Source organism: Cellulomonas endophytica (assembly GCF_004123805.1).
Taxonomy (GTDB): Bacteria; Actinomycetota; Actinomycetes; order Actinomycetales; family Cellulomonadaceae; genus Cellulomonas; species Cellulomonas endophytica.
On record NZ_RWJX01000051.1, the window covers coordinates 1 to 24842 of the forward strand.

22 protein-coding genes and 3 tRNA genes are annotated in these 24842 nt (G+C 77.2%); 10 read left to right on the forward strand and 15 right to left on the reverse strand.

Going from position 1 to position 24842, the window contains the following annotated elements; genetic code table 11:
- Positions 1-107: 107 nt before the first annotated feature.
- Positions 108-1487, reverse strand: coding sequence for an ABC transporter substrate-binding protein (locus EJA20_RS13380; protein WP_129338819.1), 1380 nt, complete (start codon positions 1485-1487; stop codon positions 108-110).
- 125 nt (positions 1488-1612) lie between these two features.
- On the opposite strand from EJA20_RS13380, the gene EJA20_RS13385 reads away from it, so the two are divergent.
- A complete protein-coding gene (locus tag EJA20_RS13385) occupies positions 1613-2647 on the forward strand; it encodes a LacI family DNA-binding transcriptional regulator (RefSeq protein ID WP_129338821.1) in 1035 nt (344 codons plus the stop codon).
- Between the two features lie 85 nt (positions 2648-2732).
- On the opposite strand, the gene EJA20_RS13390 is transcribed toward EJA20_RS13385, so the two are convergent.
- A tRNA-Arg gene (locus EJA20_RS13390) sits at positions 2733-2805 on the reverse strand.
- A 219-nt stretch (positions 2806-3024) separates the two neighbouring features.
- Between EJA20_RS13390 and EJA20_RS13395 the strand changes: the two genes are divergently transcribed.
- The gene (locus EJA20_RS13395; RefSeq protein ID WP_129338823.1) at positions 3025-3306 is read left to right on the forward strand and encodes a hypothetical protein; all 282 of its coding nucleotides are present in this window, start codon (positions 3025-3027) and stop codon (positions 3304-3306) included.
- A gap of 118 nt (positions 3307-3424) precedes the next feature.
- Here EJA20_RS13395 and EJA20_RS13400 read toward each other — a convergent pair.
- A tRNA-Ser gene (locus tag EJA20_RS13400) sits at positions 3425-3515 on the reverse strand.
- 148 nt (positions 3516-3663) lie between these two features.
- Between EJA20_RS13400 and EJA20_RS13405 the strand changes: the two genes are divergently transcribed.
- Genes EJA20_RS13405 through EJA20_RS13415 form a run of 3 tightly spaced genes read left to right on the forward strand, consistent with a single transcriptional unit; the run spans position 3664 to position 6940 of the window.
- Positions 3664-4767 carry an acyl-CoA dehydrogenase gene (locus tag EJA20_RS13405; protein WP_240675490.1) on the forward strand — a complete coding sequence of 368 codons (1104 nt, stop codon included), beginning with the start codon at positions 3664-3666 and terminating at the stop codon, positions 4765-4767.
- On the forward strand, positions 4761-6173 hold the full coding sequence (locus EJA20_RS13410; protein ID WP_129338825.1) for a PIG-L family deacetylase: 1413 nt from the start codon (positions 4761-4763) through the stop codon (positions 6171-6173). The genes EJA20_RS13405 and EJA20_RS13410 overlap by 7 nt, the downstream gene beginning before the upstream one ends.
- Positions 6170-6940 carry a glycosyltransferase family 2 protein gene (locus EJA20_RS13415; protein WP_129338827.1) on the forward strand — a complete coding sequence of 257 codons (771 nt, stop codon included), beginning with the start codon at positions 6170-6172 and terminating at the stop codon, positions 6938-6940. Before EJA20_RS13410 ends, EJA20_RS13415 begins: the two co-directional genes overlap by 4 nt.
- 42 nt (positions 6941-6982) lie before the next feature.
- Here the strand turns inward: EJA20_RS13415 and EJA20_RS13420 are convergent, their stop codons facing one another.
- The 5 genes from EJA20_RS13420 to EJA20_RS13440 form a co-directional block, all read right to left on the reverse strand.
- Complete coding sequence (locus EJA20_RS13420) at positions 6983-9445, reverse strand: glycogen/starch/alpha-glucan phosphorylase (protein WP_129338853.1); 2463 nt, start codon at positions 9443-9445, stop codon at positions 6983-6985.
- Between the two features lie 100 nt (positions 9446-9545).
- Complete coding sequence (locus tag EJA20_RS13425) at positions 9546-10310, reverse strand: copper resistance CopC family protein (RefSeq protein ID WP_129338829.1); 765 nt, start codon at positions 10308-10310, stop codon at positions 9546-9548.
- Positions 10311-10357: 47 nt separating this feature from the next.
- Positions 10358-11209 (reverse strand): histidine phosphatase family protein, encoded by an 852-nt coding sequence (locus EJA20_RS13430; RefSeq protein ID WP_129338831.1) that lies wholly within the window; start codon positions 11207-11209, stop codon positions 10358-10360.
- A 180-nt stretch (positions 11210-11389) separates the two neighbouring features.
- A complete protein-coding gene (locus EJA20_RS13435) occupies positions 11390-11950 on the reverse strand; it encodes a hypothetical protein (RefSeq protein WP_129338833.1) in 561 nt (186 codons plus the stop codon).
- A 538-nt stretch (positions 11951-12488) separates the two neighbouring features.
- Positions 12489-13574, reverse strand: coding sequence for an LLM class flavin-dependent oxidoreductase (locus EJA20_RS13440; RefSeq protein ID WP_129338835.1), 1086 nt, complete (start codon positions 13572-13574; stop codon positions 12489-12491).
- 91 nt (positions 13575-13665) lie between these two features.
- Here EJA20_RS13440 and EJA20_RS13445 point away from each other — a divergent pair, with 91 nt between their 5' ends.
- Positions 13666-14118: a YkvA family protein gene (locus EJA20_RS13445; RefSeq protein ID WP_129338837.1), complete on the forward strand. Its 453-nt coding sequence runs from the start codon at positions 13666-13668 to the stop codon at positions 14116-14118.
- 64 nt (positions 14119-14182) lie between these two features.
- Here EJA20_RS13445 and EJA20_RS13450 read toward each other — a convergent pair whose 3' ends face one another.
- From EJA20_RS13450 to EJA20_RS13470, 5 genes are all read right to left on the reverse strand, one after another.
- Positions 14183-14788, reverse strand: coding sequence for a TetR/AcrR family transcriptional regulator (locus EJA20_RS13450; RefSeq protein WP_205687500.1), 606 nt, complete (start codon positions 14786-14788; stop codon positions 14183-14185).
- A 250-nt stretch (positions 14789-15038) separates the two neighbouring features.
- Complete coding sequence (locus EJA20_RS13455) at positions 15039-15365, reverse strand: DUF6458 family protein (RefSeq protein ID WP_240675492.1); 327 nt, start codon at positions 15363-15365, stop codon at positions 15039-15041.
- A gap of 316 nt (positions 15366-15681) precedes the next feature.
- Positions 15682-15885, reverse strand: a complete 204-nt coding sequence (locus tag EJA20_RS13460; protein WP_129338839.1) for a hypothetical protein — start codon at positions 15883-15885, stop codon at positions 15682-15684.
- Between the two features lie 35 nt (positions 15886-15920).
- Positions 15921-16100 (reverse strand): cupin domain-containing protein, encoded by a 180-nt coding sequence (locus EJA20_RS13465; protein ID WP_129338841.1) that lies wholly within the window; start codon positions 16098-16100, stop codon positions 15921-15923.
- A 138-nt stretch (positions 16101-16238) separates the two neighbouring features.
- Positions 16239-17456 (reverse strand): MFS transporter, encoded by a 1218-nt coding sequence (locus EJA20_RS13470; protein WP_240675493.1) that lies wholly within the window; start codon positions 17454-17456, stop codon positions 16239-16241.
- 319 nt (positions 17457-17775) lie between these two features.
- Between EJA20_RS13470 and EJA20_RS18745 the strand changes: the two genes are divergently transcribed.
- On the forward strand, positions 17776-18603 hold the full coding sequence (locus EJA20_RS18745; protein WP_164983981.1) for a cyclophilin-like fold protein: 828 nt from the start codon (positions 17776-17778) through the stop codon (positions 18601-18603).
- A gap of 134 nt (positions 18604-18737) precedes the next feature.
- Here EJA20_RS18745 and EJA20_RS13480 read toward each other — a convergent pair.
- Together EJA20_RS13480 and EJA20_RS13485 are read right to left on the reverse strand one after the other, a co-directional pair.
- Positions 18738-18828 (reverse strand) — tRNA-Ser (locus tag EJA20_RS13480).
- A gap of 36 nt (positions 18829-18864) precedes the next feature.
- Complete coding sequence (locus EJA20_RS13485) at positions 18865-19623, reverse strand: class I SAM-dependent methyltransferase (protein ID WP_129338843.1); 759 nt, start codon at positions 19621-19623, stop codon at positions 18865-18867.
- 254 nt (positions 19624-19877) lie between these two features.
- On the opposite strand from EJA20_RS13485, the gene EJA20_RS19865 reads away from it, so the two are divergent.
- The 3 genes from EJA20_RS19865 to EJA20_RS13500 form a co-directional block, all read left to right on the forward strand.
- Positions 19878-21542 (forward strand): proteasome activator, encoded by a 1665-nt coding sequence (locus tag EJA20_RS19865; protein ID WP_129338845.1) that lies wholly within the window; start codon positions 19878-19880, stop codon positions 21540-21542.
- 152 nt (positions 21543-21694) lie between these two features.
- The gene (locus tag EJA20_RS13495) at positions 21695-23374 is read left to right on the forward strand and encodes a methyl-accepting chemotaxis protein (protein WP_129338847.1); all 1680 of its coding nucleotides are present in this window, start codon (positions 21695-21697) and stop codon (positions 23372-23374) included.
- Positions 23375-23481: 107 nt separating this feature from the next.
- On the forward strand, positions 23482-24842 hold a 1361-nt coding region (locus EJA20_RS13500; RefSeq protein ID WP_129338849.1), incomplete at its 3' end, for a GAF domain-containing protein.

Below are 24842 nucleotides of genomic sequence, written 5' to 3' on the forward strand. Positions count from 1 at the left end.
GGTGCGCCCGGCGGCGCCGGGCGCACCGGGGGTGCGCGCCGGCGTGGCGCCGGCGCGGCCGGCGGCGGTCGCGGGGACCGCCGCCGGAGGCCTCTGGACGGACATGCTCAGCCCGCGTCCTGGACCGCCTGGAGGCCCGCCAGGGCCTCCTCGGGGGTCCGGTCGCCGGACGCGACGCCGATGAGCGCGTCCTTGAAGGCCGTGTTGAGGTCGGCGCTGACGGTCGCGAAGCGCGGCGAGGTCGCCTGGCCGGCGCCCTCCGTGTAGGCCTGCAGCGCCTCGAGCTGGCGGTCCGGGTCGACGAGGTCGATCTGGTCCCACTGCGGCGTGATGCCCTTGAGGGCCGGGATGTCGTTGAGCGTGTTCGCGACCGCCTGCTGGCCGGCCTCGCTCGTCGTCAGCCAGAGGGCGAAGGTCGTCGCGGCGTCCGCCTGGTCGGACTTCGCGCTCACCGCGAGCCCGTAGTCCGCGTCGCCGAACATCGTGCCGGTCTCGCCCGTGCCGGCCAGGTCGGGGAACGGCACCGGCACGATGGTGATCGGCTCCGGGTCCGCCACCCCCGCCGCCTCCATGGCCGCGACCATGCTGTCCCGCACCGCGTACTGCGTGTACCAGGTGCCCATCATGACCATCGCGTACTTCCCCGACATGAAGGCGTTGTTCGCGTCGGGGTACTGCTGCAGGCCGATGGCGCCCTCCTGCATGATCCCCTCGTCGAACAGCGCCTTCCAGGACTCCATCGCCCCGACGAAGCGCTCGTCGGTCCACGGGACCTCGCCCTGCGTGGCCTGCACGTACAGCCCGGGCTCGACGTTCTCGACGATGGCCTCGAAGGTGTCCATGTCGAACGCCCACTGGCCGGCGCCCTGGACGAAGCACCCGACGCCGTTGCTCTCGAGCGTGGCGCAGACCTGCTTCCACTCCTCGAGCGTGGTCGGGGCGGTCAGGCCGTACTCGTCGAAGACGTCCTGGTTCACCCAGAGGCCGCCCGAGTAGACGGCGCCGGCCGACAGCCCGACGAGCGTGCCGTCGACGGACAGCCCCTCGACCCCCGCCGGCGCCAGCTTCTCCTCCCAGTCGGCCCCGAGCGCGCCCTCGACCGCGGCCGTGAGGTCGAGCGCACCGGCGCCGAACGTCTCGACGCCGCCGTTCGCGGAGCCGGGCGCGACGTTGAAGACGTCGGGCCCCTCGCTCGAGGTGATGGCCGGGCCGAGCACGGAGTCGTAGGAGTCGATGGGCTTCGACACGAAGGTCACGTCGATGTCCGGGTGGTCCTCCTGGAACGCGGCGATGAGCTTCTCCGCGTTCGTCGCGTCGGGCGTCCACCCCCACCAGGTGATGTCCCCGCTCGTCGCCCCGCCGGTCGGGGCCGCGGCCGCACCGCCGCCCCCGCCGCCCCCGCCGCAGGCGGTCAGCGCCAGGACGGCCACCGCCGCCGCGCCCGCCGCCGCCCGGCGCCCGTGCCTCGTCCTCGTCGACGTCCGCATCACTGCACCCCAGTCCTGCCCACCGTTGGGCCTCGTGTGAGTAAGAAAGTTTCGCTGCAACTTTCTTCGTGGGTACAGTAGGTCGGCGCCGCGGCGGCGTCAACGCACGGTCGGAGGGGGCGGGCATGGCGGGTCGCACGGCCGGGCGGACCGCCGGGCGGACGGTGACGATCGCCGAGGTCGCGGCGGCGGCGGGCGTCTCGGTGCCGACGGTGTCCAAGGTCCTCAACGGCCGCCGGGGCGTCTCGGACGCGACCCGGGCGCAGGTGGAGCAGCTCCTGCAGGAGCACGGGTACGAGCGGCGGGGACGCGGGGCCGGCACCCAGGTCGGGCTCGTCGACTTCGTCATCAGCGACCTGGGCACCCAGTGGGCGACGGCGCTGCTGCGGGGCGCCCAGGCCGAGGCCTCGCGGCTCGGGACGGACCTCGTCGTCACCACAACCCACGGCAAGCCCGTCGGCACCCGGGACTGGACCGAGCACCTCCTCGAGCGCGGCTCCGACGGCGTCGTCCTCGTCGTCTCGGAGCTGCTCGACGCGGGGCGCAAGGAGCTCGCACGCCTGCGCATGCCGGTCGTGCTCGTCGACCCGGTCGGCACCCGTTCGTCGCCCCTGCCCACGGTCGCGGCCACGGACTGGGCCGGCGGACGCGACGCGACGGAGCACCTGCTGGCGCTGGGGCACCGCCGGATCGGCTTCATCACGGGGCCGCCGGAGCAGGAGTGCCACCGCGACCGGCTCGACGGCTACCGCGCGGCGCTGCTGCGCGCGGGGATCCCGCCCGACCCCGCCCTCGTGCGCCACGGCGACTCGCTCGTCGGGGGCGGCCTCCGGTTCGGCGAGGAGCTCCTGCGCCTGCCCGAGCCACCGACCGCCGTCATCAGCGGCTCCGACGAGCAGGCCTACGGCGTCTACGGCGCCGCGCGCGCCCTCGGCGTCGACGTGCCGGGGCAGCTGTCCGTCGTCGGGTTCGACGACGTCGACCTGTGCCAGTGGGTCTCCCCGCAGCTGACGACCGTGCGCCAGCCGCTGGCGGAGATGGCGCGCGAGGCGACGCGCATGGTCGTCGAGCTGTCCCGCGGCGGCCAGCCGCCCACCCCGAGGACCGAGCTCGCCACCGCCCTCGTCGTGCGCGCGTCGACCGCCCCGCCGCCGGGCTGAGCACCCGGCCGCGACGGCCGGTCTCCGCCCGGAGGACGGACGAGCCCCCCACCCGCGTCTCCGCGGATGGGGGGCTCGTCGTCGGTGCGCCCGAAGGGACTCGAACCCCCAACCTTCTGATCCGTAGTCAGATGCTCTATCCATTGAGCTACGGGCGCGTGGCCCTCGGCGGGCCGTCGACGAGGATACAGGTCCCGCGGCCCTCGCCCAAACCGGCCGCCGCCGAGGCCGCGACGGCCCGAGGGGCCGGCCCGGCGACGACACGGACGACACGGACGGGCGATGTCCGATCCGTCCCGTTGACGGCATTCGTCCCGGATCGCTAGAACGGCGGTGCGCGGGTGCCAACGGCGGCAACCCGGGGACAGGGAGGCATCATGCGCAGAACCGTCGCGGTCGTCGCGTGCACGCTCGGGCTGGTCGTCGCGGGGGCCGGGGCCGCCTCCGCCGGCGAGATCACCGGGAACGGCAAGCCCCTCCCGGTGAACGGGAGGTCCGAGTGCGCCTACTCCGGACTGAACGACGAGCCCGGCGCCCCCGGCCCCGAGGGCGGCCGCACCCAGAGCTACGGGCAGCTCGTCAAGGGCGGCTACATCGCCCCCCAGCAGTTCAACCCGAGCATGGCCTGCAACCCGAACGCCGCCCCGCCGGCGCCCTGACCGAGGGGCACGAGCGGGCCCCGGCCGCGCGGCACGGCGCGGGCGGGGCCGGGACGACGACGGCCGGGTCCGCGAGGGGCGGACCCGGCCGATCGGCGACCGAGGGCGGGCGCCAGGGCGGAGACGGTGGGATTTGAACCCACGGAAGAGGTTGCCCCCTTCACGGCCTTAGCAGGGCCGCGCACTAGACCGGACTATGCGACGTCTCCCGGACCACGGGCAGGGTACCCGCGCACGCGGCACGGACCAAAAGCAGCGCGCGCGCCGCCCGTCCGGCACCGGCGGCGGCGGGCACCTGGGACGGTGCTGATGCCCTCGGGTCGCCGCGCCGGGCCTCCCACCCGAGGATGGGCGATCGTGCGCCGAGCCACGGCCGTGCGGCTGGACCCCCTGCCGCAGCCGACCCCCGTCCCCGCCCCCCGGGAGGGGTCGCCGCCCCGGCCTGCCGCGGACCCGCCGCCGCACGAGGTGCCGGGCTCCGTCGACGAGGCGCTCGCCGCCGCCGCCGACTGGTCCGACCTCCCGCACCCGGGCGGGGGCGCGACCGTGCGGCTCTGGGAGGCGCTCGCCACGCTGGGCGCCGCCGACCTGGAGGTCGCCCGTGCGGTCGAGCCGCACCTCGACGCCCGGGCGGTGCTGCACCAGGCGGAGACCGCCGGGCACCCCGTCGACCTGCCGGCCGTGCTGCGCGGCCCCGGGACGACGTGGGGCGTGTTCGCCGCCGAGGGCCCGGGGGTCCGGCTCGACGCCGTCCCCGGCACGGGCGGCTGGACCCTCACCGGCACGAAGCCCTGGTGCTCCCTCGGCGACCGGCTCGACGCCGCCCTCGTCACGGCGCACCTGCCCGACGGCGGCCGGGGCCTGTTCGCGGTCGCCCTGCGCCACCCCGGCGTGCGCACCGACGGGACGACCTGGGCCGCGCGCGGGCTCGTCGGCATCCCCAGCACGCCGCTGGTGCTCGGCGCCGTCCCGGCCGCGCCCGTCGGTCCCCCCGGGTGGTACCTGGAGCGGCCCGGGTTCTGGTGGGGCGGCCTCGGCGTCGCCGCGTGCTGGTTCGGCGGCACGGTCGGGCTGGCGCGGCGCCTGCACGCGCACGCCGCCGGGCGCGGTGACGACCCGCTGACCCACCTCGCGCTGGGCACCGTGGACCGTCTCGTGCAGGACGGGCGCCGGGCGCTCGCCGAGGCCGCCGTGCTCGTCGACGCCTCCGGTGCCGACCCCGGGTCGGTGGGCCGCGACGAGGGGTCGCGGCTGGCCAGGCGCGTGCGGGCGACGGTGGCGCGCGGCGCCGAGGGCGTGCTGTCCGCCGTCGCGCACGGGCTGGGCCCGGCGCCGCTCACGCAGGAGGCCGAGCACGCCCAGCGGGTCGCCGACCTCGAGGTGTACGTCCGCCAGGAGCACGCCGAGCGCGACGCGGTGGCCCTGGGCCGCTCCCTGGCCGCCGGCCCCGCGCCGTGGTGACCTTCGACGGCCGCGCCCCCGGCCGCCCGCCCGGCGACTGGGACGCGCGCCTGGCCGCCCTGCCGCCGCTGGCCGTGCCGTCGGGCCGCACCGTCGTCGTCGCCGCGCACCCCGACGACGAGACGCTCGGTGCCGGCGGCCTGCTCGCCGCCCTCGCCGCCGCCGGCCGGCCCGCCGACGTCGTGGTCGCCACGGACGGCGCCGCCTCCCACCCGGGCTCGCCGACGCTGGCACCCGAGGCCCTGGCAGCGCTCCGGGCCGACGAGGTGCGCGCCGCCGTCGCCCTGCTGTCCCCGCGCTCGGCGGTGCACCTGCTCGGGCTGCCCGACGGCGGGCTGCGCGAGCACCGGGACGCCTTCGCCCGCGCGCTGCTGGCCGCCCTCGCGGAGGGCGACCCCGACGGGCCCGGACCGGCGGCGCCCCTGCGCCTCGTCGCGCCCTGGCGGGGCGACGGGCACCGCGACCACCGGGTCGCCGGCGAGGTGGTCGCCGAGGTCGCCGAGACCCTCGGCGCCGAGCTGTGGGAGTACCCGCTCTGGTTCTGGCACTGGGGCGACCCGGCGCAGGCGCCCGCCCTCGCGGGGCTGCCGCTGACGCCGCGGTGGGCCCTCGCCAAGCGCCGCGCCGTCGACGCGCACGCCACCCAGGTGCTCCCGCTCTCCGCGCACCCCGCCGACACCCCGGCGCTGCACCCGCGCTTCCTGCGCGCCTTCGACCGGGACGCCGAGCCCTTCGTCGTGACGCCGGCGCCGGGCGCGGGCCCCGCGACGCGGGGCGAGCAGGGACCCGCCGCCGCCGAGCGGCCCGGCTACTTCGACGCGCTCTACGGCCGCCACGAGGACCCCTGGGGCTTCGTCCACCGGCCCTACGAGGCCCGCAAGCGCGCCCTCACGCTCGCCGCGCTCCCGGACGCCCGGGTCGGCGCCGCGCTCGAGCTCGGCTGCAGCATCGGCGTGCTCACGGAGGCGCTCGCGCCGCGGTGCGACCGCCTGCTCGCGGTCGACGTCGCCGAGGTCGCCGTCCGGCGGGCCCGGGCCCGCACCGCCGGCCTGCCAGGTGTCCGCGTCGAGCGCGCCGACGTGCGCGACGGGGTGCCCGCCGGCCCGTGGGACCTCGTGCTGCTCTCGGAGGTCGGCTACTACCTCGACGCCGCGGCGCTGACGGCGCTCGTCGACCGGCTCGCCGCCGCGACGACGCCCGGCGGCACGCTGCTGACCTGCCACTGGCGGCACCCCGTCGCGGACTACCCGCTGCCCGGGGACACCGTGCACCACCTGCTCGCGGACACGCTGGCCGCGCGCGACGAGGGGTGGACCCGCCTCTCGACGCACGTCGAGGAGGACTTCCTGCTGGACGTGTGGTCGACGGACGCCCGGTCCGTGGCCCGCCGGACCGGCCTGCGGTGAGCGCCCGGCACGGGTCCCCCCGCACCGCACCGGCCCGGCCGGTCGCGCACGTCGTCGTCGTGGTGCCCGCCCGCGACGAGGAGGCGCTCGTCGACCGCTGCCTGGCCTCCGTCACCGCCGCCTGCGCCCGCCTCGCGGCCGCGACCGGCGTCGGCGCGGAGGTGCTCCTCGTCGCCGACGGCTGCACGGACGCCACGGCCGAGCGGGCCCGGGCGCACGCCGTGCGGGTGCTCGAGACCCCCGCCGCCGGGGTCGGCGCGGCGCGGGCGCTCGGCGCCGCCACGGGGCTGGCGGGCTCGCCCGCGCCCGCGGGGCGGACGTGGCTGCTGTGCACCGACGCGGACACGTGGGTGCCGCCGGACTGGGCGCTCGAGCACGTCGCGCTGGCGGACGCCGGCGCGGACCTCGTGCTCGGGACGGTCCGCCCCGACCCCGACGACCTGCCCGAGCGCGTCGTCCGCCTCTGGCGCTCGACCCGGGTCCCCGGACGTCCGAACGGCCACGTGCACGGCGCCAACCTCGGCGTGCGCGCGGACGCCTACGCCGCGGTCGGGGGCTTCGCCGCGGTCGAGGGCGACGAGGACGTGGACCTCGTCGCCCGGCTGCGGGCCCTCCCGGACGTGCGCGCGGTCGCGAGCGACGCCGTCGACGTGCTCACCTCCGGCCGCCGCGTCGGGCGCACGACCGGCGGCTACGCGGGCTACCTGCGCGCCCTGGCCGTCCGGGCCCTCGCGGACGAGCGCGAGGACCGCACCGAGCCGGCCTGAGCCGGTCGGTGCGGTCCTCGTCGTGCCCGGGCGTGCGCCGGGTCAGGCCACCGGCACCGGCTGCGCGTGCCAGATGTGGTCGAGGTAGTCGCGCATGGAGCGGTCGGAGGAGAAGAAGCCGCTGCGCGCCACGTTGAGGACCGCGGAGCGGGACCACGCGTCGGCGTCGGCGTAGGCCGCCTCGACCCGCGTCTGCGCCTCGAGGTACGCGGCGAAGTCCGCCAGCACGAGGAAGCGGTCCTCGTAGAGCAGGTTCGACACGATGGGCTCGAAGGTGCGCCGATCGCCGCCGGAGAACGCCCCCGAGGCGATGAGGTCCAGCGCGTGCCGCAGCTGGGCGTTCGACTCGTAGAAGGCCGTCGGCCGGTAGCCGTGCTCGACGAGGTCCGACACCTCCGGCTCCGTGAGGCCGAACAGGAAGAAGTGGTCGTCGCCGACGAGCTGGCGGATCTCGACGTTCGCGCCGTCGTCCGTGCCGATCGTCAGCGCCCCGTTGAGGGCGAACTTCATGTTGCCCGTGCCGGAGGCCTCCTTGCCCGCGAGCGAGATCTGCTCGGAGAGGTCGGCGGCGGGGATCAGGCGCTCGGCGAGCGTGACGTTGTAGTTCGCCGGGAAGGCGATCCGCAGCCGGCCCTGCAGGGCGGGGTCGGCGTTGATCGTGCGCCCGACGGCGTTGATGAGGCCGATCGTCTGCTTGGCCATCTTGTAGCCGGGGGCGGCCTTCGCGCCGAAGGCGACCGTGCGGGGCGTGAGGTCCTCGGCGCGGATCTCGCCGCGGCGGACCCCGTCGTAGAGCGCGACGACGTGGAGCAGCTTCAGCGTCTGGCGCTTGTACTCGTGCAGGCGCTTGACCATGACGTCGAGCATCGCCTCGGGGGCGATCTCGATGCCGTCGCGCACCTTCAGCAGGTCGACGAGGCGCGTCTTGTTCGCGGCCTTCACCTCGCGGAAGCGGCGGCGGAACTCCGGGTCCTCGGCGAGCGGCTCGAGCTCGCGCAGCCGGTCGAGGTCCGTGACCCAGCCGTCGCCGATGGCCTCCGTGATGAGGCCCGACAGGCGCGGGTTCGCCAGCCGCACGAAGCGGCGGGGCGTCACGCCGTTGGTGACGTTCGTGAACTTGTCCGGGTAGAACTCCGAGAAGTCCGACAGGACCTTGTCCCGCAGCAGCTGGGAGTGCAGCTCCGCGACGCCGTTGACCTTCTGGCCGGCGACCGTGGCCAGGTGCGCCATGCGGACCGCGCGCTCGGGGTGCTCGGCGATGATCGACATGCGGCGCACGCGCAGCTCGTCGTCGGGGAACGCGAGGCGCACCTCGTCGAGGAACTCCTCGTTGATGCGGTAGATGATCTCCAGGTGCCGCGGCAGCAGCCGCCCGAGCAGCTCCACGGACCAGACCTCGAGGGCCTCGGGGAGCAGCGTGTGGCAGGTGTAGGCGAAGCACTTCTGCGTGAGCGCCCACGCCTCGTCCCAGTCCCAGCCCTTCTCGTCGAGCAGGATGCGCATGAGCTCGGGGATGGCGATGACCGGGTGCGTGTCGTTGAGCTGGAAGATGATCCGCTCGTCGAGCCCGTGCAGGTCGAAGTCCGCCGGGAGGACCGTGTCGATGAAGTCCTTCAGCGACGCGGCCGCGAAGAAGTACTGCTGCTGCAGGCGCAGCTCCTTGCCCTGGGGCGTGGAGTCCTCCGGGTAGAGCACCTTGGAGATGTTCTCCGCGGCCGTCTGCGCGCGCACGGACGCCGTGTAGTCGCCCGAGTTGAAGATCTGCAGGTCGAAGGACTCCGTGGCCGAGGCCGACCACAGCCGCAGCGTGTTCACGCGGCCGTTGCGGTAGCCGGGGACCATGTAGTTGTAGGGCACCGCGCGGACCTGCCAGGCCGGGACCCACGTCGTCGTGAGGCGGCCGTCGACCGTGGCCGTCTCCGTGTGGCCGCCGAAGCCGATCGTCACGGCGTGCTCCGGGTGCGGGAACTCCCAGGGGGACCCGAGCTCGAGCCAGCTGTCGGGCTTCTCCACCTGCCAACCGTCGACGAACGTCTGGCGGAAGATGCCGTACTCGTAGCGGATGCCGTAGCCGATGGTGGGGATGTTCATCGTCGCGAGGGAGTCGATGAAGCACGCCGCGAGCCGGCCGAGGCCGCCGTTGCCCAGGCCCGGCTCCTTCTCCAGCGAGCGCAGCGAGGTGAGCTCGATGCCGAGCCGGCCGAGGCCCTCCTCGACGACCTCCTCGAGGTCGGTGGCCAGCAGCGCGTTGTTGAGCTGGCGGCCGAGGAGGAACTCCGCGGAGAGGTAGGCCACGGACTTGGCCTGCACCTCGCGCTGGTGCTGCAGCGTCCGCAGCCAGCGCGACATGAGGTGCCCGCGCACCGTACGGGCGAGCGCGAGGTACTGGTCGTTGCTGGACGAGCGCTCGAGGGTCACGCCCTGGCCGAAGGTCAGCTCGCGCAGGAAGTCCTGCACGAAGCCGTCCACGGTGTGCTCGGGCGTGGCGATCTGGTCGTCGGCGATCTGGGTCACGCGGGTCACGGTAACCGGGCCGGGGGCGGTTCGTCATGTGTTTGCAGGGTCTGCAAACCATTTGCACCCCCCGGGCGGGCCGGGGTGCTGGTCAGGGGCGTCCGGTGCCCGCGCCGGGGCCCTGGCGCCGGCTGCTCAGCAGCACCCACACGGCGGCGACGACGCCGGCGAGGACCGCGATGCCGGAGCCGATCCACAGCGCGGTGCGGGCGCTGCCGCCGTCGTCGTCGCGCTCGTCGGCGGCCGTGGTGGACGCCGACGACGAGGGGGTGGGCTCGGGCCCGGCCGTCGTCCCCGCGGCCCCGTCCGCCGAGGGCTCGGGGCTGGGGGCCGCTGCCGAGGGTGCGGGGTCGACGGGTGCGGGGTCGACGGGCGCGGCCTCCGGGGTGGCGGCGGGTGCGGCAGGCGCGACCGTGAAGGCGATCGTGCCCTCGACGGGGTGCCCGTCCGCGGAGACGACCCTCCATGCCAGGGTCCACGCCCCGGCGGCGAGCGGCTCCGGGAGGTCCGCGACGACGGTCGTGCCCTCGACCACGGGCGTCAGCGCGGGGCCGGCGGCGCCGTCCGGGCCCGTGAGGACGAGCTGGTTCGACAGGTCCAGCGGCACGTCGCCGAACTGCAGGGTGAGCCGCTCCGGGGAGGCGGGCACGGTCTCGTCGGGAGCCGGGGAGCTGCCGACGAGGGCGTCGTGCGCGGCCGCCGGGACGGCCGTGGCCAGCCCGCCCAGGCCCAGAAGGGCGACGAGGGCCGCGACCGCCGCGACCACCACGGCCGGCGCGGGGCCGGTGCGCGGCGCACGCTCGGGCGCCGGCCGTCCGGGGGTGCGACGGGCGGGGGCGACGGGGGCGGGACTCACCGCGGCAGGCTACCCGCCGCTCCTGGGACGACCCGTGCCCGAGGGCGTCAGGCGTCCTCGCCCCAGCCCTCCGCGTCCGCGAGCGCCACCCGCGCCAGCCGCATCTCGCCGTCCGGCGCCGCACCGGTCTCGCCCAGGGCGCTCCAGCCCACGCGCTCGAGCTCGCGCCGCCCGTCCGGCGTGACGCGCACCGTGCTGATGCCGACGTTCGGCAGGGGGCGTGCGGGGACGTCCGACAGCATCGTGAGCAGCGCCAGGAGCGTGAGGCCGTGCGAGACGACGAGCACGTCGCCGCCGTCGGCGAAGTCGCGCTCCACCGCCCGGTAACCCTGCGCGACGCGGGCGAGGAAGCGCCGGCCGGACTCGCCGTTCGGCAGGCCCGGGTGCGTCCCCTCGAAGACGCCGCGGAACAGCTCGCGGCCGTCCACCTGGGTGGCGAGCACCGTCTCGGGCTCCGCCTCGAGGTCCCCGAAGTTCAGCTCACGCAGGCGGGGGTCCTCCCGCAGCCCGACGCCGGGGTGCGGCTCGAGGAGCATCCGGGCGGTCGTCACCGCGCGCGGGGAGTCGCTGGAGCGCGCGCCGACGAAGGGCACGTCGGCCAGGGCGGCCGCGGCGGCGCGGATGCCGTGGAGCCCGTGCGCGGTGAGCTCGGAGTCGGTCCAGCCCTGCAGGCGCAGCTCGTCGTTGAAGCGCGTGCGCCCGTGCCGCACGAGGTGGATCCGCAGCTCGACGCGGACCGGGGGCGGGGGCGCGGCGTCGGGCACCCCGTCCGCGCGGGCCGGGTCCTCCCGCAGCCCGTCGCGGGGCGCCGCGCCGTCGCCGGTGCGGCCTGCGGTGGAGGCGGCCGGGTGGGCGTCGGGGTGGTCGTCGGTCGCGAGGGGGGCAGCCGTGTCGCTCATCGCGACGAGCCTAGGTCGGCCGGTCCGACCCGGCCCGGCGGGCGGCGTCGTGCGGCCCTGGGCTGCCGCGGCCGCCCGCGCCGACCCCTCGGCTCTCGCCGGGGACGAGGCGCCGTGCCCCGGCGCTCGCGTGCGACGAGGCCTTGCGCTCAGGCGCTCGCGTGCGACGAGGCCTTGCGCTCAGGCGCTCGCGTGGGACGAGGCACCGCCCGGGCGCCGCCGGGGCTCGAGCGCGAGGGCCTCCGCCGCACCGAGCAGGCCGGCGACGGCGCCGCGGGAGCGCTCGACGTGCAGGGCGGCCGCCTCGTCGCCGCAGGCGTCGAGCAGCGTCGTCCAGGCCTCGCGCACCTCGGCGCCCCCGGGCACGCGGTGCGGTGCGCGGCGGGCCCGGACGTGCACGGGCAGCCCGTCGGCGAGGAGCTCCAGGCGGGCGGTGAGGCGGGCGAGGTCCTGCTCGTCCAGCGGCACCTGGCGCACGTAGGCGCGCACGTCCTTGCGCAGCCGCCGGAGCAGGAGCAGCTCCCGGGGACCGGCGCGACGGCCGTCCCGGCGCAGGGCGTCGAGCGCCCGCTCCGTGCGGGCGCGCAGCAGGGCCTGCTCGCGCCGGTGCCGGCCGGCGGCGCCGGGCAGCAGTCCGCGCGGCCCGCCCCGCCGGCGGACGCCGAGCGCGGCCAGGGCCGCGGCGGGCGGGCCGGCGGCCACCGCCGTGACAACCGCGGCCACCGTCAGCAGCTCGTCCACCGCTCCCCCGTCCCCCGGGCGGCACCCTCCGCCCGGACCCCCATGCTGCCGCGTCGCCCTGTGGACCCGCCAGAGCCCGTCCCCCGGGTCACCCCGCCCCTCCCGCCACCGCCGGCGGCACCCGGCACCGGTCCGCGGAACAGGCGCTGCAGCGGCACGGCGACACGCCGCGGAAGGGGGGGTGGCGACCGGCGTGGCGCCCCGCCACTGCAGCGTTCCTCCACGACACCGACCAGCAGGCCCTGCCGACGAGCCGCCCGCGCGCCCCTGCGCCCTGCTGACCAGATGCTGCAGCGGCGCGGCGACACACCGTGCCCGGGCAGGCCCGGGCGGCGTGTCGCACCCACCGGTGCAGCATCCCTTCACGAGGACGTCCAGCGCTCCCCGACGACGAGCCACCCGCACGCGCCTGCGCCCTGGCGAACGGATGCTGCAGCGGCGCGGCGACACACCGCGCACGGGCGGTCCCAGGCGGCGTGCCGCACCCACCGGTGCATCGTCCGTTCACGACGCAGGCCGGCGCGGGGTGTTGAGCGGGTCAGGCGTCGGCGAGCGCCGGGGTGGCCGCGCCGGCGGGGGTGGCCGGCGTGACGCCGAGCGCCTCGGCCAGGAGGCGCAGGGTGCTCTCGCGCTCCGGCGAGCGCCGGGGGTCCGTGCCGCGGAACGCCCCGGAGACGGGCTGCACCATCACCTCGTCGGCGCCGATCCCCGCGGCGAGCGACGCCAGCTCGGCGGCCGCCTGCTCGGGCGTGCCGACCACCCAGGAGGCCGTCACCTCGTCGAGCAGGCCGGTGGCCGTGACGGGCAGCGGCGCGGCCTCCGCGTCCTCGACGAGCTCCTGCGGCTCGAGCGTCTGCCCGCCGCGCAGGCGCCACATGCTGCGCGCCTGCGGGAGGACGAGGCGGCGCGCCTCGGCCGGGGTCGGCGCGACCGCGGCGTTGGCCACGAGGATCGTCCGGGGGGCGTCCAGGGCCTCCGACGGGCGGAACTCGCGCCGGTACAGCGCCGTCGCCTCGTTCACCCCGCGGCCGGCGAAGTGGTGCGCGAACACGTAGGGCAGCCCGAGCTCGGCCGCCAGCCGCGCCGAGTACAGGGACGAGCCGAGCAGCCAGACCTGCGGCACGCTCGTCGCGCGTGGCGTGGCCCGCAGCTCGTACGTGCGGTCCCCCAGCCGGACGCCGACGCCCTCCGGGCCGAGCAGGGTCGCGAGCGTCGCGACGTCGTCGGGGAAGGTGTCGACGCCCTCCTCGCGGGCGCCCCGCCGCAGCACGTGGCTCGTCACGGGGTCCGAGCCGGGCGCGCGCCCCAGGCCCAGGTCGACGCGGCCGGGGAAGGCCGCCTCGAGGAGCGCGAGCTGCTCCGCGACGACCAGCGGCGCGTGGTTCGGCAGCATCACGCCGCCCGACCCCACCCGGATGCGGTCCGTCGCGGACGCGACCATCGCCATGAGGACGGGTGGGTTCGTCGCCGCGACGGCGGGCATGTTGTGGTGCTCGGCGACCCAGAAGCGCGTCAGCCCGAGGGCGTCCGCCGTGCGGGCGAGCGCCAGGCTCGCGGCGAGGGCGTCGCCGGTGGTCTGGTCGGAGCGGACGGGCACGAGGTCGAGCACGGAGAGCGCGGTCACCCCTGCGGCAACCCGGCGCACCGCCGACGTGTTCCGGCACCCGCACCCGCACCCGCCCCTGCGGCCGTCCGCCCCGGCGTAGGTTCGGCGCGTGCCCGACTGGCTGCAGGTCGTCCTCGCGGTGCTCGGCGGCCTGCTGCTGCTGTGGCTGGTGCTCCTCGCGCTGCTCTGGCGGGAGAGCCGCCGCGACCCCGACGCGCTCACCTGGCGCGAGGCGGCGAGGCTCGTGCCCGACGTCGTGCGCCTCGTCCGGCGCCTGCTGGCCGACCCGACGACGCCCCGCTCCTCGCGGCTGTGGCTCGGCGCCCTGCTCGTGTACCTCGTCATGCCGATCGACCTCGTGCCGGACGTCGTGCCCGTGCTGGGGTACGCCGACGACGCCGTCGCGGTGGCGCTCGTGCTGCGGCACGTGGTGCGGCACGCGGGCCCGGGGTCCGTCGAGCGGCACTGGCCCGGCTCCCCGGCGGGGCTGCGCACCGTGCTGGCGCTGGCCGGCGTCGGGAAGGACGACGGGAAGGGCGACGGCGCCGGACGGCCCGGCTAGGGGCACCCTGCAGCGGCGGCCGCGTCGCGGGCGGGAGGTCCGGCGCGGCCGGGAGCGGGGGTGGTCAGCCGCGGTCGGGGCGCAGGCCGACGAGCAGGAGGCCGAGGTACCGCTCGCCGCGCCCGGGGTCCGGGGCTCCGGTCCGGGCGGCGTGGTCGACGCCGCGCAGGAGGCGGAGCACGTCGTCCACCGTCACGTCGCGACGGACCGTCCCCGCGCCGCGCGCCCCCACGAGCAGCCGGCGCAGCGCGGTGAGCAGCTCGTCGGCCGCGGGGCCCTGCGACGGGCCGCCGGCGCCGAGCACCTCGGCGAGGACGCGGTCCCGGGCGAGGGCGGCCAGCCCGTCCCGGAGGAAGCGCGCCAGCGCGTCGGCCGGGTCGCCGGCGGCGGCCCGGCGGGCGGCGTCGCGGAGCCCCGCGAGCCCGGGCTCGGCGAGCGCCGCGGCGAGGTGCGCGCGCGTCGGGAAGTGGCGGTACACCGTGCCGGTGCCCACGCCCGCGCGCCTCGCCAGGGTGTTGAGGGGGAGCGTGAGGTCGCCGGACGCCACGGCGTCCCGCGCGACCGCGAGCACGCGCTCACGGTTGCGCGCGGCGTCGGCGCGCAACGGGGCCGACGCACCGGGACCGGTCGCGACCAGGCCGCGCGAGGACGGCACACCGGGCGCGCTCACGCCTGCAGCATAGGAGGACGACCCGTCCGATCGGACGGGTCATCCGCTCCACGCGGACGGGTCATCCGCTCCGGACGAGCACGTCACCGGCTCCGGACGGAGGGGTCATCCGCTCCGTCCCGACGCGTCGGGCTGCCGCGAGATCCGGGACGACGCCCGTGCCGCACGACGACCCGAGGACGAGCGCCGCCGGACCGGGCGACGGACCGGAGGGCGTGTCCGCCCCCGGCCCGGTGCCGGCCTGCCCGTGTCAGGGCTGCGGCGGGCGCGGTGTCCGGTTGTCGTAGCGCTCCACGACCTCGTGGTGGCTGGTGTTCGCGCGCTGCTTGTTCAGGGCCAGCGCGAGCACGAGGGACAGCACGCCCGCACCCATGAGGATGTAGCCGATGACGTTGATGTTCATGACGGACCACACGTCCGGCTCGATGCCGAACGCGAGGATGGCCCCCACGGCGATGAGGAAGATCCCGGTACCGACGCCCATCGTCCTGCCCTCCTTCTCCCCCTGCGGGTGCCGCCCGAGCGGCGCACCCGTCCCGATCATCGTGCTGGCGGCACCGCGGCGCGCGGCGAGCACGCGACGTCACCCGGTCGGCGCACCTCGGGGCGCTGCGACCCGGGGCCACGAGGACGCCGACAGGGCGCCCGGACCGGCCCGGCCACGCCCGGGTGAATCCGACGGACGGCAACGTTTCCATGCCTTTGCATGGAGCAGCGTCTGTCGTACTGTCCTCCCCGGCGCCGCCCGCGGGTTCGCCCCCCTGCCCCACGGGCGGCTGCCACCCATTCCGGCCGGCCCGGCGACGAGGCCCTCGTCGCCGGGCCCGGTGCCGGGCGGTCACCTCCGGCGGCCGTCACGGCCGTCGGGCCGGGGGCTGGTGTGCCTGCGGGGCTCAGGGGCGCAGGAGCACCTTGAGGGCCTCACGGAGGTGCATGAGCCGGTAGGCCTCGGCGATCTCGGACAGGGGCAGCTCGCGGTCGAACACCCGGCGGGCGTAGGTCACCCGGACCAGGGCGTCCGTCGGTTCCTGCAGGACGGGGTCGGGGACGTCGACGACGCGGACGTCGCCGGCGGCGTGCATGAGGGTGGCTCTCATCCGGTCTGCTCCTTCTCGGGGTGGGCGGCGGCGTGCTAGGCGTCGGTGACGTGCTCGCCCCGGTGAGCGGCGGGGTGCTCGTCGTCGACCTCGTCGAGCGCGAGGTGGACCACGAGGCGACCGGCGACGGCCCCGTGCCAGTGCTCCTCGGAGGGCTCGACCCAGACCCGGTCGCCGGGGCGGACGACCTGGGCGGGCGCGCCGCGGCGCTGCACCAGGACGATGCCCTCGGTGACGAACGCGGTCCGTGCTGCGGTCCGTGCTGCGGTCCGTGCTGCGGTCCGTGCTGCGGTCCGTGCTGCGGTCGGTGCTGCGGTCGGCCACGGAAGGGTCCGAGGGCGCGGTGGGGGAGCTCAGAGCCGGGCGGGGAACGCGGTGCGGCGGCCGTGGACCGTCAGCGCCAGCGCGACCAGGCCCAGCGCGGCCATGACGACCGGGAGGGCCAGTCCCCCGGCCGTTCCCAGGACCACCGCCCCCACGACGCCGGCGCCGAAGATGGCGAGGTTGAACGCGACCGGCAGGAACGCGTTCGCGAGGTCCGCGTCGGCGCCGCCGGCCGTCGTCAGTGCCGCCTGCAGCTGCGCGGAGGCCCCGCCGAAGGCGAGCCCCCACAGGGCGACCGCGACCAGCACGGCGGCGGGCGAGCGGTGCGCGACGAGCAGCACCACGGCCGCGACCACGAACACACCGACGCTGCCGTGCAGGAGCGGCCGGGGGTGACGGTCGAGCAGGAGCGCGGTCACGACGATCCCGGCGATGGACGCGACCCCGGTGACCAGGAGCACGAGGTCGACGGACAGGCCTGTCCCGCCGGCGCGCAGGTACGGCGCCACGTAGGTGTAGGCGGTGCTGTGGGCCAGCATCCAGGCGACGATGACCGCCAGGACCACCACGATCCCCGGGATCCGGAGCACGTGGCGCAGCGGCAGCCGCCCGGCCCCCTCCGGGGCCTCGGCGTCCGGCACGAGCCGCGCCACGAGGACGAGGACGACGAGCGCCGCCACGCTCAGACCCCCGAAGGACCAGCGCCAGTCGACGGTGGTGCCGAGCCACGAGCCGAGCGGGGTGCCGAAGGCGAACCCGACGGGGGCGCCGGTGGACACGACCGCCAGCGACAGGCCGGCGTGCCGGGCGGGGCTGATGCGACGGCCGTAGGCGGCGAGCATCCCCCAGATGACGCCGGAGAAGGCGCCGGCGAAGAAGCGGGAGACGAGCGAGAGGACGACGTCGTCGGACAGCGCGGTGACGGTGTTCGAGACGACGAGCCCCGCGATCGTCACGAGGAGGAGCGGCTTGCGCCGCAGCCGGCGGGTGAGGGCGATGGCGGGCACCGTGACCACGACCGTGCCGAGCGCGTAGGCGCTGACCAGCTGCCCGACGGTGCCCTCGCTGGTCCCGAGCCCCTCGGCGATGACCGGCAGCAGGCCCGCGGGCATGGTCTCCGCCGCGACGAGGACGAAGCCCATGGCCGCGAGCAGCAGCAGGGGCAGGAGCGGGAGCCGGTCGGCGTCGCTCGGGGCGACGGTGCGGGGCGCGGACGGCCCTGCGGGCGGGAGCGTGCTGGTGGTCACGGAGATCCTCTCGGGGCGGCACGACGAGCGGCACGGAGAACAGGTGCTGCGGGACAGCGGTGGGACGGCGGTGGGACGGCGGTGGGACGGCACGCACGGGCGCGACGGGGCGGCTCGGAGGCCGGTCGGCGGCCCGCGGTGGCGCGGTGCCCGGGCCGGGGACGCTGCTCGTCGGGCCGGGCAGGCACGACGCTAGGTCGGTCGCCGTCGCTCGGACACTCCCTGCTGGTACACCCCTGCGCAGGGTCTGTCCGCCCCCGCGCGCGTGAGGTCGACTGGGCTCCGGCACCGCAGGGGTGCCCGACCGGAGGCGGTCCGCATGAGCACCCAGACCACCCCGCCCGTCCCCCCGACGGGGACGACGTCCGCCCTCGTCGGGGCCGGGCCCGGCCGCGGGGCAGCCGTGGCCCGCCGCTTCGCCGCCGAGGGGTTCGCCATCGCCCTGCTGGCCCGCACCCCTTCGCGGCTCGACGACCTGGTCGGGTCGCTGCGCGCCGGCGGCACCGAGGCCCGCGCCCGTGCCGTGGACGTCCGCGACCGGGCGGCTCTCGGCGAGGCGCGGCAGGACGCGGCCGACGACCTCGGTCCGGTGGAGGTGCTCCAGTACAGCCCGGCCCCGGAGTTCCTGCGGCCCGTGCTGGAGACCGGAGCCGACGGGCTGGTCGGGCCGGTCGAGACCTCCGTCCACGGGCCGGCCCCCACGGGGACCTCCTCCCGGGCACCGGCTCCCGCCGCACCGTCGGCGCACCCGAGCCCGGCAGCACCCACCACCACCACGTCGACCACGGACGCCCTGCGCGTCGTCGTCGACCTCGGCGACGGCGCAGCGGTCACCGGCGAGCTGGACGACTCCGCCACGGCACGGTCGCTGCTGCAGCAGCTGCCGCTGACGCTCGCCTTCAGCGACTTCGCAGGGCAGGAGAAGATCGCGGCCCTGCCCGCCCCGCTGTCCCTGGACGGGGCGCCGGCCCGCAGCGACGCCCCGGCGATGACGATCGGCTACCACACCCCTTCGCAGTCGCTGGTCCTCTACTACGACGACGTCGGCACCTATGGCGGCATCGTGCCCCTCGGCCGCCTCGGCGACGTCGGACCGCTCGTCGCGCGCACGGGGGACTTCACCGCGACCATGCGCGCGAGCGGCTGACGCACCCGTCGGGGCCTCGGCCACCGAGCGGGGCACGGCCGGAGGGTGGCGCAGCCGTCCGGTCGATGTCGACGCCCGGGTGCTGGTCACCTCGCTCGGTGCACAGCGCGTGCGGGAGGCTCGAGCTCTTCCAGCGGAGGGCGTGGGATTCGAACCCACGAGGACGCCTTTCGACGCCCCAACGGTTTTCAAGACCGTCTCTTTCGGCCGCTCAGACAGCCCTCCCGGGAGCCGCCACCCTAGCGGCGGCGGCCGGGGAGCTCACGCGCGCGCGACGACGGACCACGCGGTGGCCGTGAGCACGAAGGCCCCCCGGGGCAGCCGCTCGACGGCCGCGGCGCGCACCCGGTCGCGCGTGGCCGCGTCCAGCCGTGCGACGAGGTCGCCCGCCGGCCCGACCCCCAGCCCGAACGGCTCCCACCACTCCGCCGCAGACGCGTACGCCACGCGCACGGTGAGCTCCCCCGGGGTCGGGTCCCGCAGCCCGGCCGCCCGCGCCAGCCGCTCCAGGTCCCCCGCCCGGACCCCCGGTGCGCCCGACTCGTCGACGGCGTCCAGGCCCACCGCGCGGACGGCGTCCCAGAAGGGCGCCAGGGGGCTGCGGCCCCCGGCGTGGTCCCACGCGCAGGCCGCGACGACCCCGCCGGGCCGCACGGCCCGCCGCATCTCGCCCAGCCCCGCCACGGGGTCGCGCAGGAACGGCACGACGAGCTGCGCCAGCGCCGCGTCGACCGCGGCGTCGGCGAACGGCAGGACCTCCGCCATGGCCTGCCGCACGTCCACACCGGGCAGGGCGGACCGTGCCGCGGCGACGAACGACGGCGACGGGTCGACCGCGTGCACCGACGACGCGCCGAGGCGGGCGACGAGCTCGGCCGTCAGGGCCCCCGGCCCGCACCCGACGTCGAGGGCCGTCATCCCGGCGACGACGCCCGCCGCGTCGGCCAGCAGCGGCGCGAGCGGCGCCGAGAAGCGCCCCATGAACCGCCCGTAGGCGTCGGCCCCCACGTCGAACCCCACGCGCGCGCACCTCCCGGAGACCCCCCGCCCCCGCCAGCATCCCGGATCGCCGCCGCGGCCGGCACCCCCACCCCACCGACGCCGTGATCCGGCGGTCCGGAGGGTGAGGGCAGCCGCACGACGCCGGCGTCGGCGGGAGGCGGAGGTGTGCCGGGGGCCGACGCCGTCACCCGGTGGCCCGGAGCGGCACCCCGAGCGCGCGAGGGCGGCGTCGGTGCGGGCGGCACCGGGGTGCCGGCGTCTACCGTCGTCGGGTGCGTGCCGTCGTCGTCCCCGAGCCCGGTGGTCCCGAGACCCTCGTCGTGGGGGAGGTCCCCGACCCCGTGCCGGGGCCCGGCGAGGTGCTCCTGGAGGTCGCGGCGGCCGGCATCAACAACGCCGACGTGCTGCAGCGGCAGGGCCGGTACGCGCCGCCGCCCGGGGCACCGGCGACGCTGGGGCTCGAGGTCGCCGGGACCGTGCGCGCGCTCGGCCCCGACGTCGACCCGGCCGCCTCCGACGGCCTCGCGGTCGTCGGCACCCGCGTGACCGCGCTGCTGGGCGGCGGCGGGTACGCCGAGCGCGTCGCGGTGCCGGCCGCCCTCCTGCTGCCGTGGCCGGAGCACCTCACCGCGCCCGAGGCGGCGGTCCTGCCGGAGGCGCTCGCCACCGCCTGGTCCAACCTGCGTGCGGCGCGGGCCACGCCGGGCGAGACGGTGCTCGTGCGCGGGGGCTCCGGGGGCGTCGGCACGCTCGCGGTCCAGCTCGCCGTGGCTCTCGGGATGCGGGTCGTCGCCACCGCCGGCGGGCCGGAGCGGTGCGCCCGGGTGGCGGCCCTGGGCGCGCACGCGGTCGTGGACCACCGGGCGCCGGGGCTCGTCGGGGCGGTGCTCGCGGCGACGGACGGGCGCGGGGTCGACGTGGTGCTCGACGTCGTCGGCGCGGCCGCGCTCGCCGACAACCTCGCCGTGCTCGCCCCCGACGGCCGGCTCGTCGTCCTCGGGCTGCAGGGCGGTGCGCGGGCCGAGCTCGACCTCGGCACCCTGCTCGCCCGACGGCTGTCCGTCCACGGCACCACGCTGCGCTCGCGCCCGCTGTCCCAGCGCGCCGCGATCCTCGCGGAGCTGCGGGCGCAGGTCTGGCCGCTCCTCACCCCGGCCGCCGGGAGGGGCGGCGACGACGGCCGCGCGTCCCTGCACCCCTGCCTGCACGCCGCGCTGCCCCTCGACGCCGCCGCGGACGCCCACCGGCTGCTCGCCTCGGGACAGGTGTTCGGCTCCCTGGCGCTCGTGCCGGAGGACCACCGTGCGCCACCCCCGGCGCGTGCGCAGACTGGGACCGTGACCGACGAGACGAGCACCCCCCCGGCCGACGGACCCCGCGTCGTGGTCCTCCCGCACGCCACCGCCCCCGGGCTGCCCCCCGCCGGGGACACCGGTGCCGACGGCGGGCCCGCCGCGCGGCGCGAGGACGTCGGCAGCATGGTCGAGCAGCCCGCGAAGGTCATGCGGATCGGCACCATGGTCAAGCAGCTGCTCGACGAGGTGCGCGCCGCCCCCCTCGACGCCGCCGCCCGCGCCCGCCTCGCCGAGATCCACGAGCGCTCGCTCGACGAGCTGCGCGACGGGCTGTCGGACGAGCTCGTCGAGGAGCTCCAGCGCATCACCCTGCCCTTCGTGGGGGACGACGCGCCCTCGGACGCGGAGCTGCGGATCGCGCAGGCGCAGCTCGTCGGCTGGCTCGAGGGCCTGTTCCACGGGCTGCAGACGGCGATCGTCGCCCAGCAGGTCGCCGCGCAGCAGCAGCTCGCGCAGATGCGCCGCGCGCTGCCCCCGGGCGTCGGCCCGCAGGGCCCGCAGCGCGGCACGGTGCTCCCCGTCGGCAGCCCGCCGGCCGGCGAGGCGGGCGACGAGCGCCCGGGGCCCGGCCAGTACCTCTAGGGCGGAGGACGGGCGGAGGACGGGCGGAGGACGGGCACGGGACGGGGGCGCGGGTCGGACCGGGACGGAGGTCCTGGTCGGGGCCCGTCGCGGCGGCCGATCCGACGGGGGCGTGCCGGTCCCGGCGCGCTCGCCCTCGGACTGGACCCGCCATGACCCCCGCAGCGCACCACCCCGCCCCCGCGGCACGCCCCGCCGCCCCCGCCGCCCTCGCCGGACCCGACGGCCCCCGCGGCCCCCTCGCCCGCGTGCGCGACACGGGCGTCGCCACCCGGATCCTCGCGGCGGTCGCCGTCGCCGTGCTGACCGCGCTGGCCGTCGGCGCGGCCGGGGTCGTCGCGCTGGGCAGCACCGGGGCCGCCGCACAGGGGCTGTACGAGCAGAACTTCCTGGGGCTGCAGCAGGCCGCGGTCATGCGCCGCTCCGTCGTCGAGATGCGGTTCCACCTCATGAACCTCCTCGTCGCGCAGGACGAGGACGCGGCGGCGGGCTACGAGCGCCGGCTCGACGAGGCCGAGGCCACCGCGCGCGACGCGCTGGCGGAGTACCGGGTCGTCGCCGCGGAGGACGCCGCGACGCTGGACATGCTCGACGGCCTCGAGGAGGCGCTCGACGGGTACGCGGCGCTCCGCGAGGAGAGCCTCCTGCCGCTGGCCCGGGCCCGCGACGCCGCCGGCTTCATCGAGGTCCGGGACACGCAGGGCCAGGAGGTGATCGACACGATGGGCGACCTGCTCGCCGCCCTCGTCGAGGAGGAGCAGCGCGACGGCGCCGCCGCGGCGGCACGGGCGCACGACGCGGTGGCGCAGGTGCGCACGGCGGTCGTCGGGGTGCTGGTGGCGGGCGTGCTCGTCGCCGCGGTCGTCGGGCTCCTCGTCGCCCGCGGCATCACCGCCGGCGTCGGACGGGTGCGCCACGTCGCCGACGGGCTCGCCGCCGGTGACCTCACCCGGACCGTGGGGCTCGCGTCGCACGACGAGATCGGGCGGATGGGCGCCTCCCTCGACGGCGCCGTCGCGGCGCTGCGCGCGGTGGTGACGACGATCGGCACCTCGTCGGGCGCGCTGGCCTCCGCCTCGGAGCAGCTCGCCGCGACGAGCACGCAGATCGCGTCGGCCGCGGAGGAGACGGCGGCGCAGGCCGGGGTCGTCTCGGCCGCCGCGGAGCAGGTCTCGCGCAACGTGCAGACGGTGGCGGCGGGCTCGGAGCAGATGGGCGCGTCCATCGAGGAGATCGCCGGCAACGCCGGCCGCGCCTCGGAGGTCGGCCGCCGTGCCGTGACCGCCGCCGCGACCACGGGCGAGACCATGGCCCGGCTCGGGGAGTCCAGCCGCGAGATCGGCAACGTCGTCAAGATGATCACCTCCATCGCGGAGCAGACGAACCTGCTGGCGCTGAACGCGACCATCGAGGCCGCCCGCGCGGGCGAGGCCGGCAAGGGCTTCGCCGTCGTCGCCGGCGAGGTCAAGGAGCTCGCCTCCGAGACCGCCAAGGCCACGGAGGACATCGCCCGCCGCGTCGAGGCCATCCAGGCGGAGACGGGCGGGGCGGTCGCGGCCATCGACGAGATCAGCGGCATCATCGCCGCGATCAACGACTTCCAGCTCACCATCGCCTCCGCCGTGGAGGAGCAGACCGCCACCACCACGGAGATGAGCCGCAACGTCGCCGAGGCCGCCACGGGCTCGACCCAGATCGCGACGAACATCGCGGGCGTGGCGGGCGCCGCCGACCTCACCACCCGCGGCGCGGGCGACAGCCAGGCCGCCGTCGCCGAGCTGGCCCGGATGGCCGCGGAGCTGCGCGGCGTCGTCGGGGGCTTCCGGCTCTGACCCGGCGCGACGCCGGGGTCGCCCGACCCCTCACGGGCGGTCCGGTGCTGCCGATGGGCACGCCGGACCGCCTCACCGGGGGCGCCGACACGACGAGGGGCACACGGATGCGGTTCCGACGCGGCACGGCACAGGCAGCACCGCACGGGGCGGCCGGCGCCCCCCGCGACGTGGAGGCGCTCGAGCAGGTGCTCCTCGCCTTCGAGGGCGGGGTCGCGGACGCCCAGGACGCGCGCGTCAAGCTCACCGACGCCCTCGTCGAGACGCTCGGCCTCACCTACGGGGCCCGCTGGGTGCCGGCGGCCGACGGGCAGCTCGAGCTCGCCTACGAGACCGGGCGGCTGGGCGACCGGCTGCGCGGCGCCGTCGGCGGGGCCACGCGGCTGCAGCCCGACGCCGGGCTCGTGGGCCAGGCCGCGCGCCGCCGCGAGCCCGTCCTCGTCGCGGGGGACGCGAGCGCCGCCCGCTCGGGCTGCCTGCGCTGGCAGGCCGCCACCCAGGCCGGGATGGTCGCCGGGGCCGCCGTGCCGATGATGGACGAGGGCGACCTCGTCGGCGTCATGGAGTTCTACAGCGACCACGACCTGCCGCGCTTCGGCGACGAGAAGTGGCGGGCCATCTCCCGCATCGCCACCCTCGCCCGCCGCCAGGCCCTCACCGCCACGGCCCTGCAGGAAACGCTCGACGACCGCGAGGCCGTCACCACCGTCGTGACGCGGGTGGGCGAGGCGAAGGACGAGGCGACCGCGCTCCGCGTGGCGCTGGAGACGGTCCGCACCGCCTTCGGCTGGGCCTACGGCTCCTTCTGGGCGCGGGACGAGGAGGCCGGCGTCCTGCGCTTCGCCCAGGAGAGCGGCTCCGCCGGCGACGAGTTCCGCCGCGTGACGCTGGCCGCGTCCTTCGCCGAGGGCGTCGGCCTGTCGGGCCGCGCCTGGCGGGCGCGCGACCTCGTGTTCGTCCGCGACCTCGCGGAGGTGACCGACTGCGTCCGCGCTCCCGCCGCGCAGCGGGCCGGCGTGCGGTCGGGCGTGTGCTTCCCCGTCGTCGACGAGGGGCACGTCATCGGCACGATGGACTTCTTCGTCACGGAGACCATCGAGCTGTCCCCGTCCCGGGCCGCCGCGCTGCGGAACGTGGCCCAGCTCGTCTCGCAGCGCCTGTCGGTCATCCGGCGCTCCGCGGAGGACACCCGCAACGCGCAGCTGCTGCTCGACACGGTGTCGCAGCTGCGGGCCGCCGCGGGCGACGCCGGCCGGGTCGCCGAGGAGGCGGTCGGGCAGTCGGGCGCCATGCGCGAGGAGGTGGCGGCCCTCAGCGAGGCCTCGACCGCCATCGGCGACGTCATCAAGGTCATCACCGCCATCGCCCAGCAGACGAACCTCCTGGCCCTCAACGCCACCATCGAGGCGGCGCGCGCCGGCGAGGTGGGCCGGGGCTTCGCCGTCGTCGCGAACGAGGTCAAGGAGCT

Coding starts and splice junctions, on each gene's coding strand:
- EJA20_RS13380 (WP_129338819.1), bottom strand. CDS start 1,487: ATGCGGACGTCGACGAGGACGAGGCACGGGCGCCGGGCGGCGGCGGGC.
- EJA20_RS13385 (WP_129338821.1), top strand. CDS start 1,613: ATGGCGGGTCGCACGGCCGGGCGGACCGCCGGGCGGACGGTGACGATC.
- EJA20_RS13395 (WP_129338823.1), top strand. CDS start 3,025: ATGCGCAGAACCGTCGCGGTCGTCGCGTGCACGCTCGGGCTGGTCGTC.
- EJA20_RS13430 (WP_129338831.1), bottom strand. CDS start 11,209: ATGAGCGACACGGCTGCCCCCCTCGCGACCGACGACCACCCCGACGCC.
- EJA20_RS13460 (WP_129338839.1), bottom strand. CDS start 15,885: ATGAGAGCCACCCTCATGCACGCCGCCGGCGACGTCCGCGTCGTCGAC.
- EJA20_RS18745 (WP_164983981.1), top strand. CDS start 17,776: ATGAGCACCCAGACCACCCCGCCCGTCCCCCCGACGGGGACGACGTCC.
- EJA20_RS13495 (WP_129338847.1), top strand. CDS start 21,695: ATGACCCCCGCAGCGCACCACCCCGCCCCCGCGGCACGCCCCGCCGCC.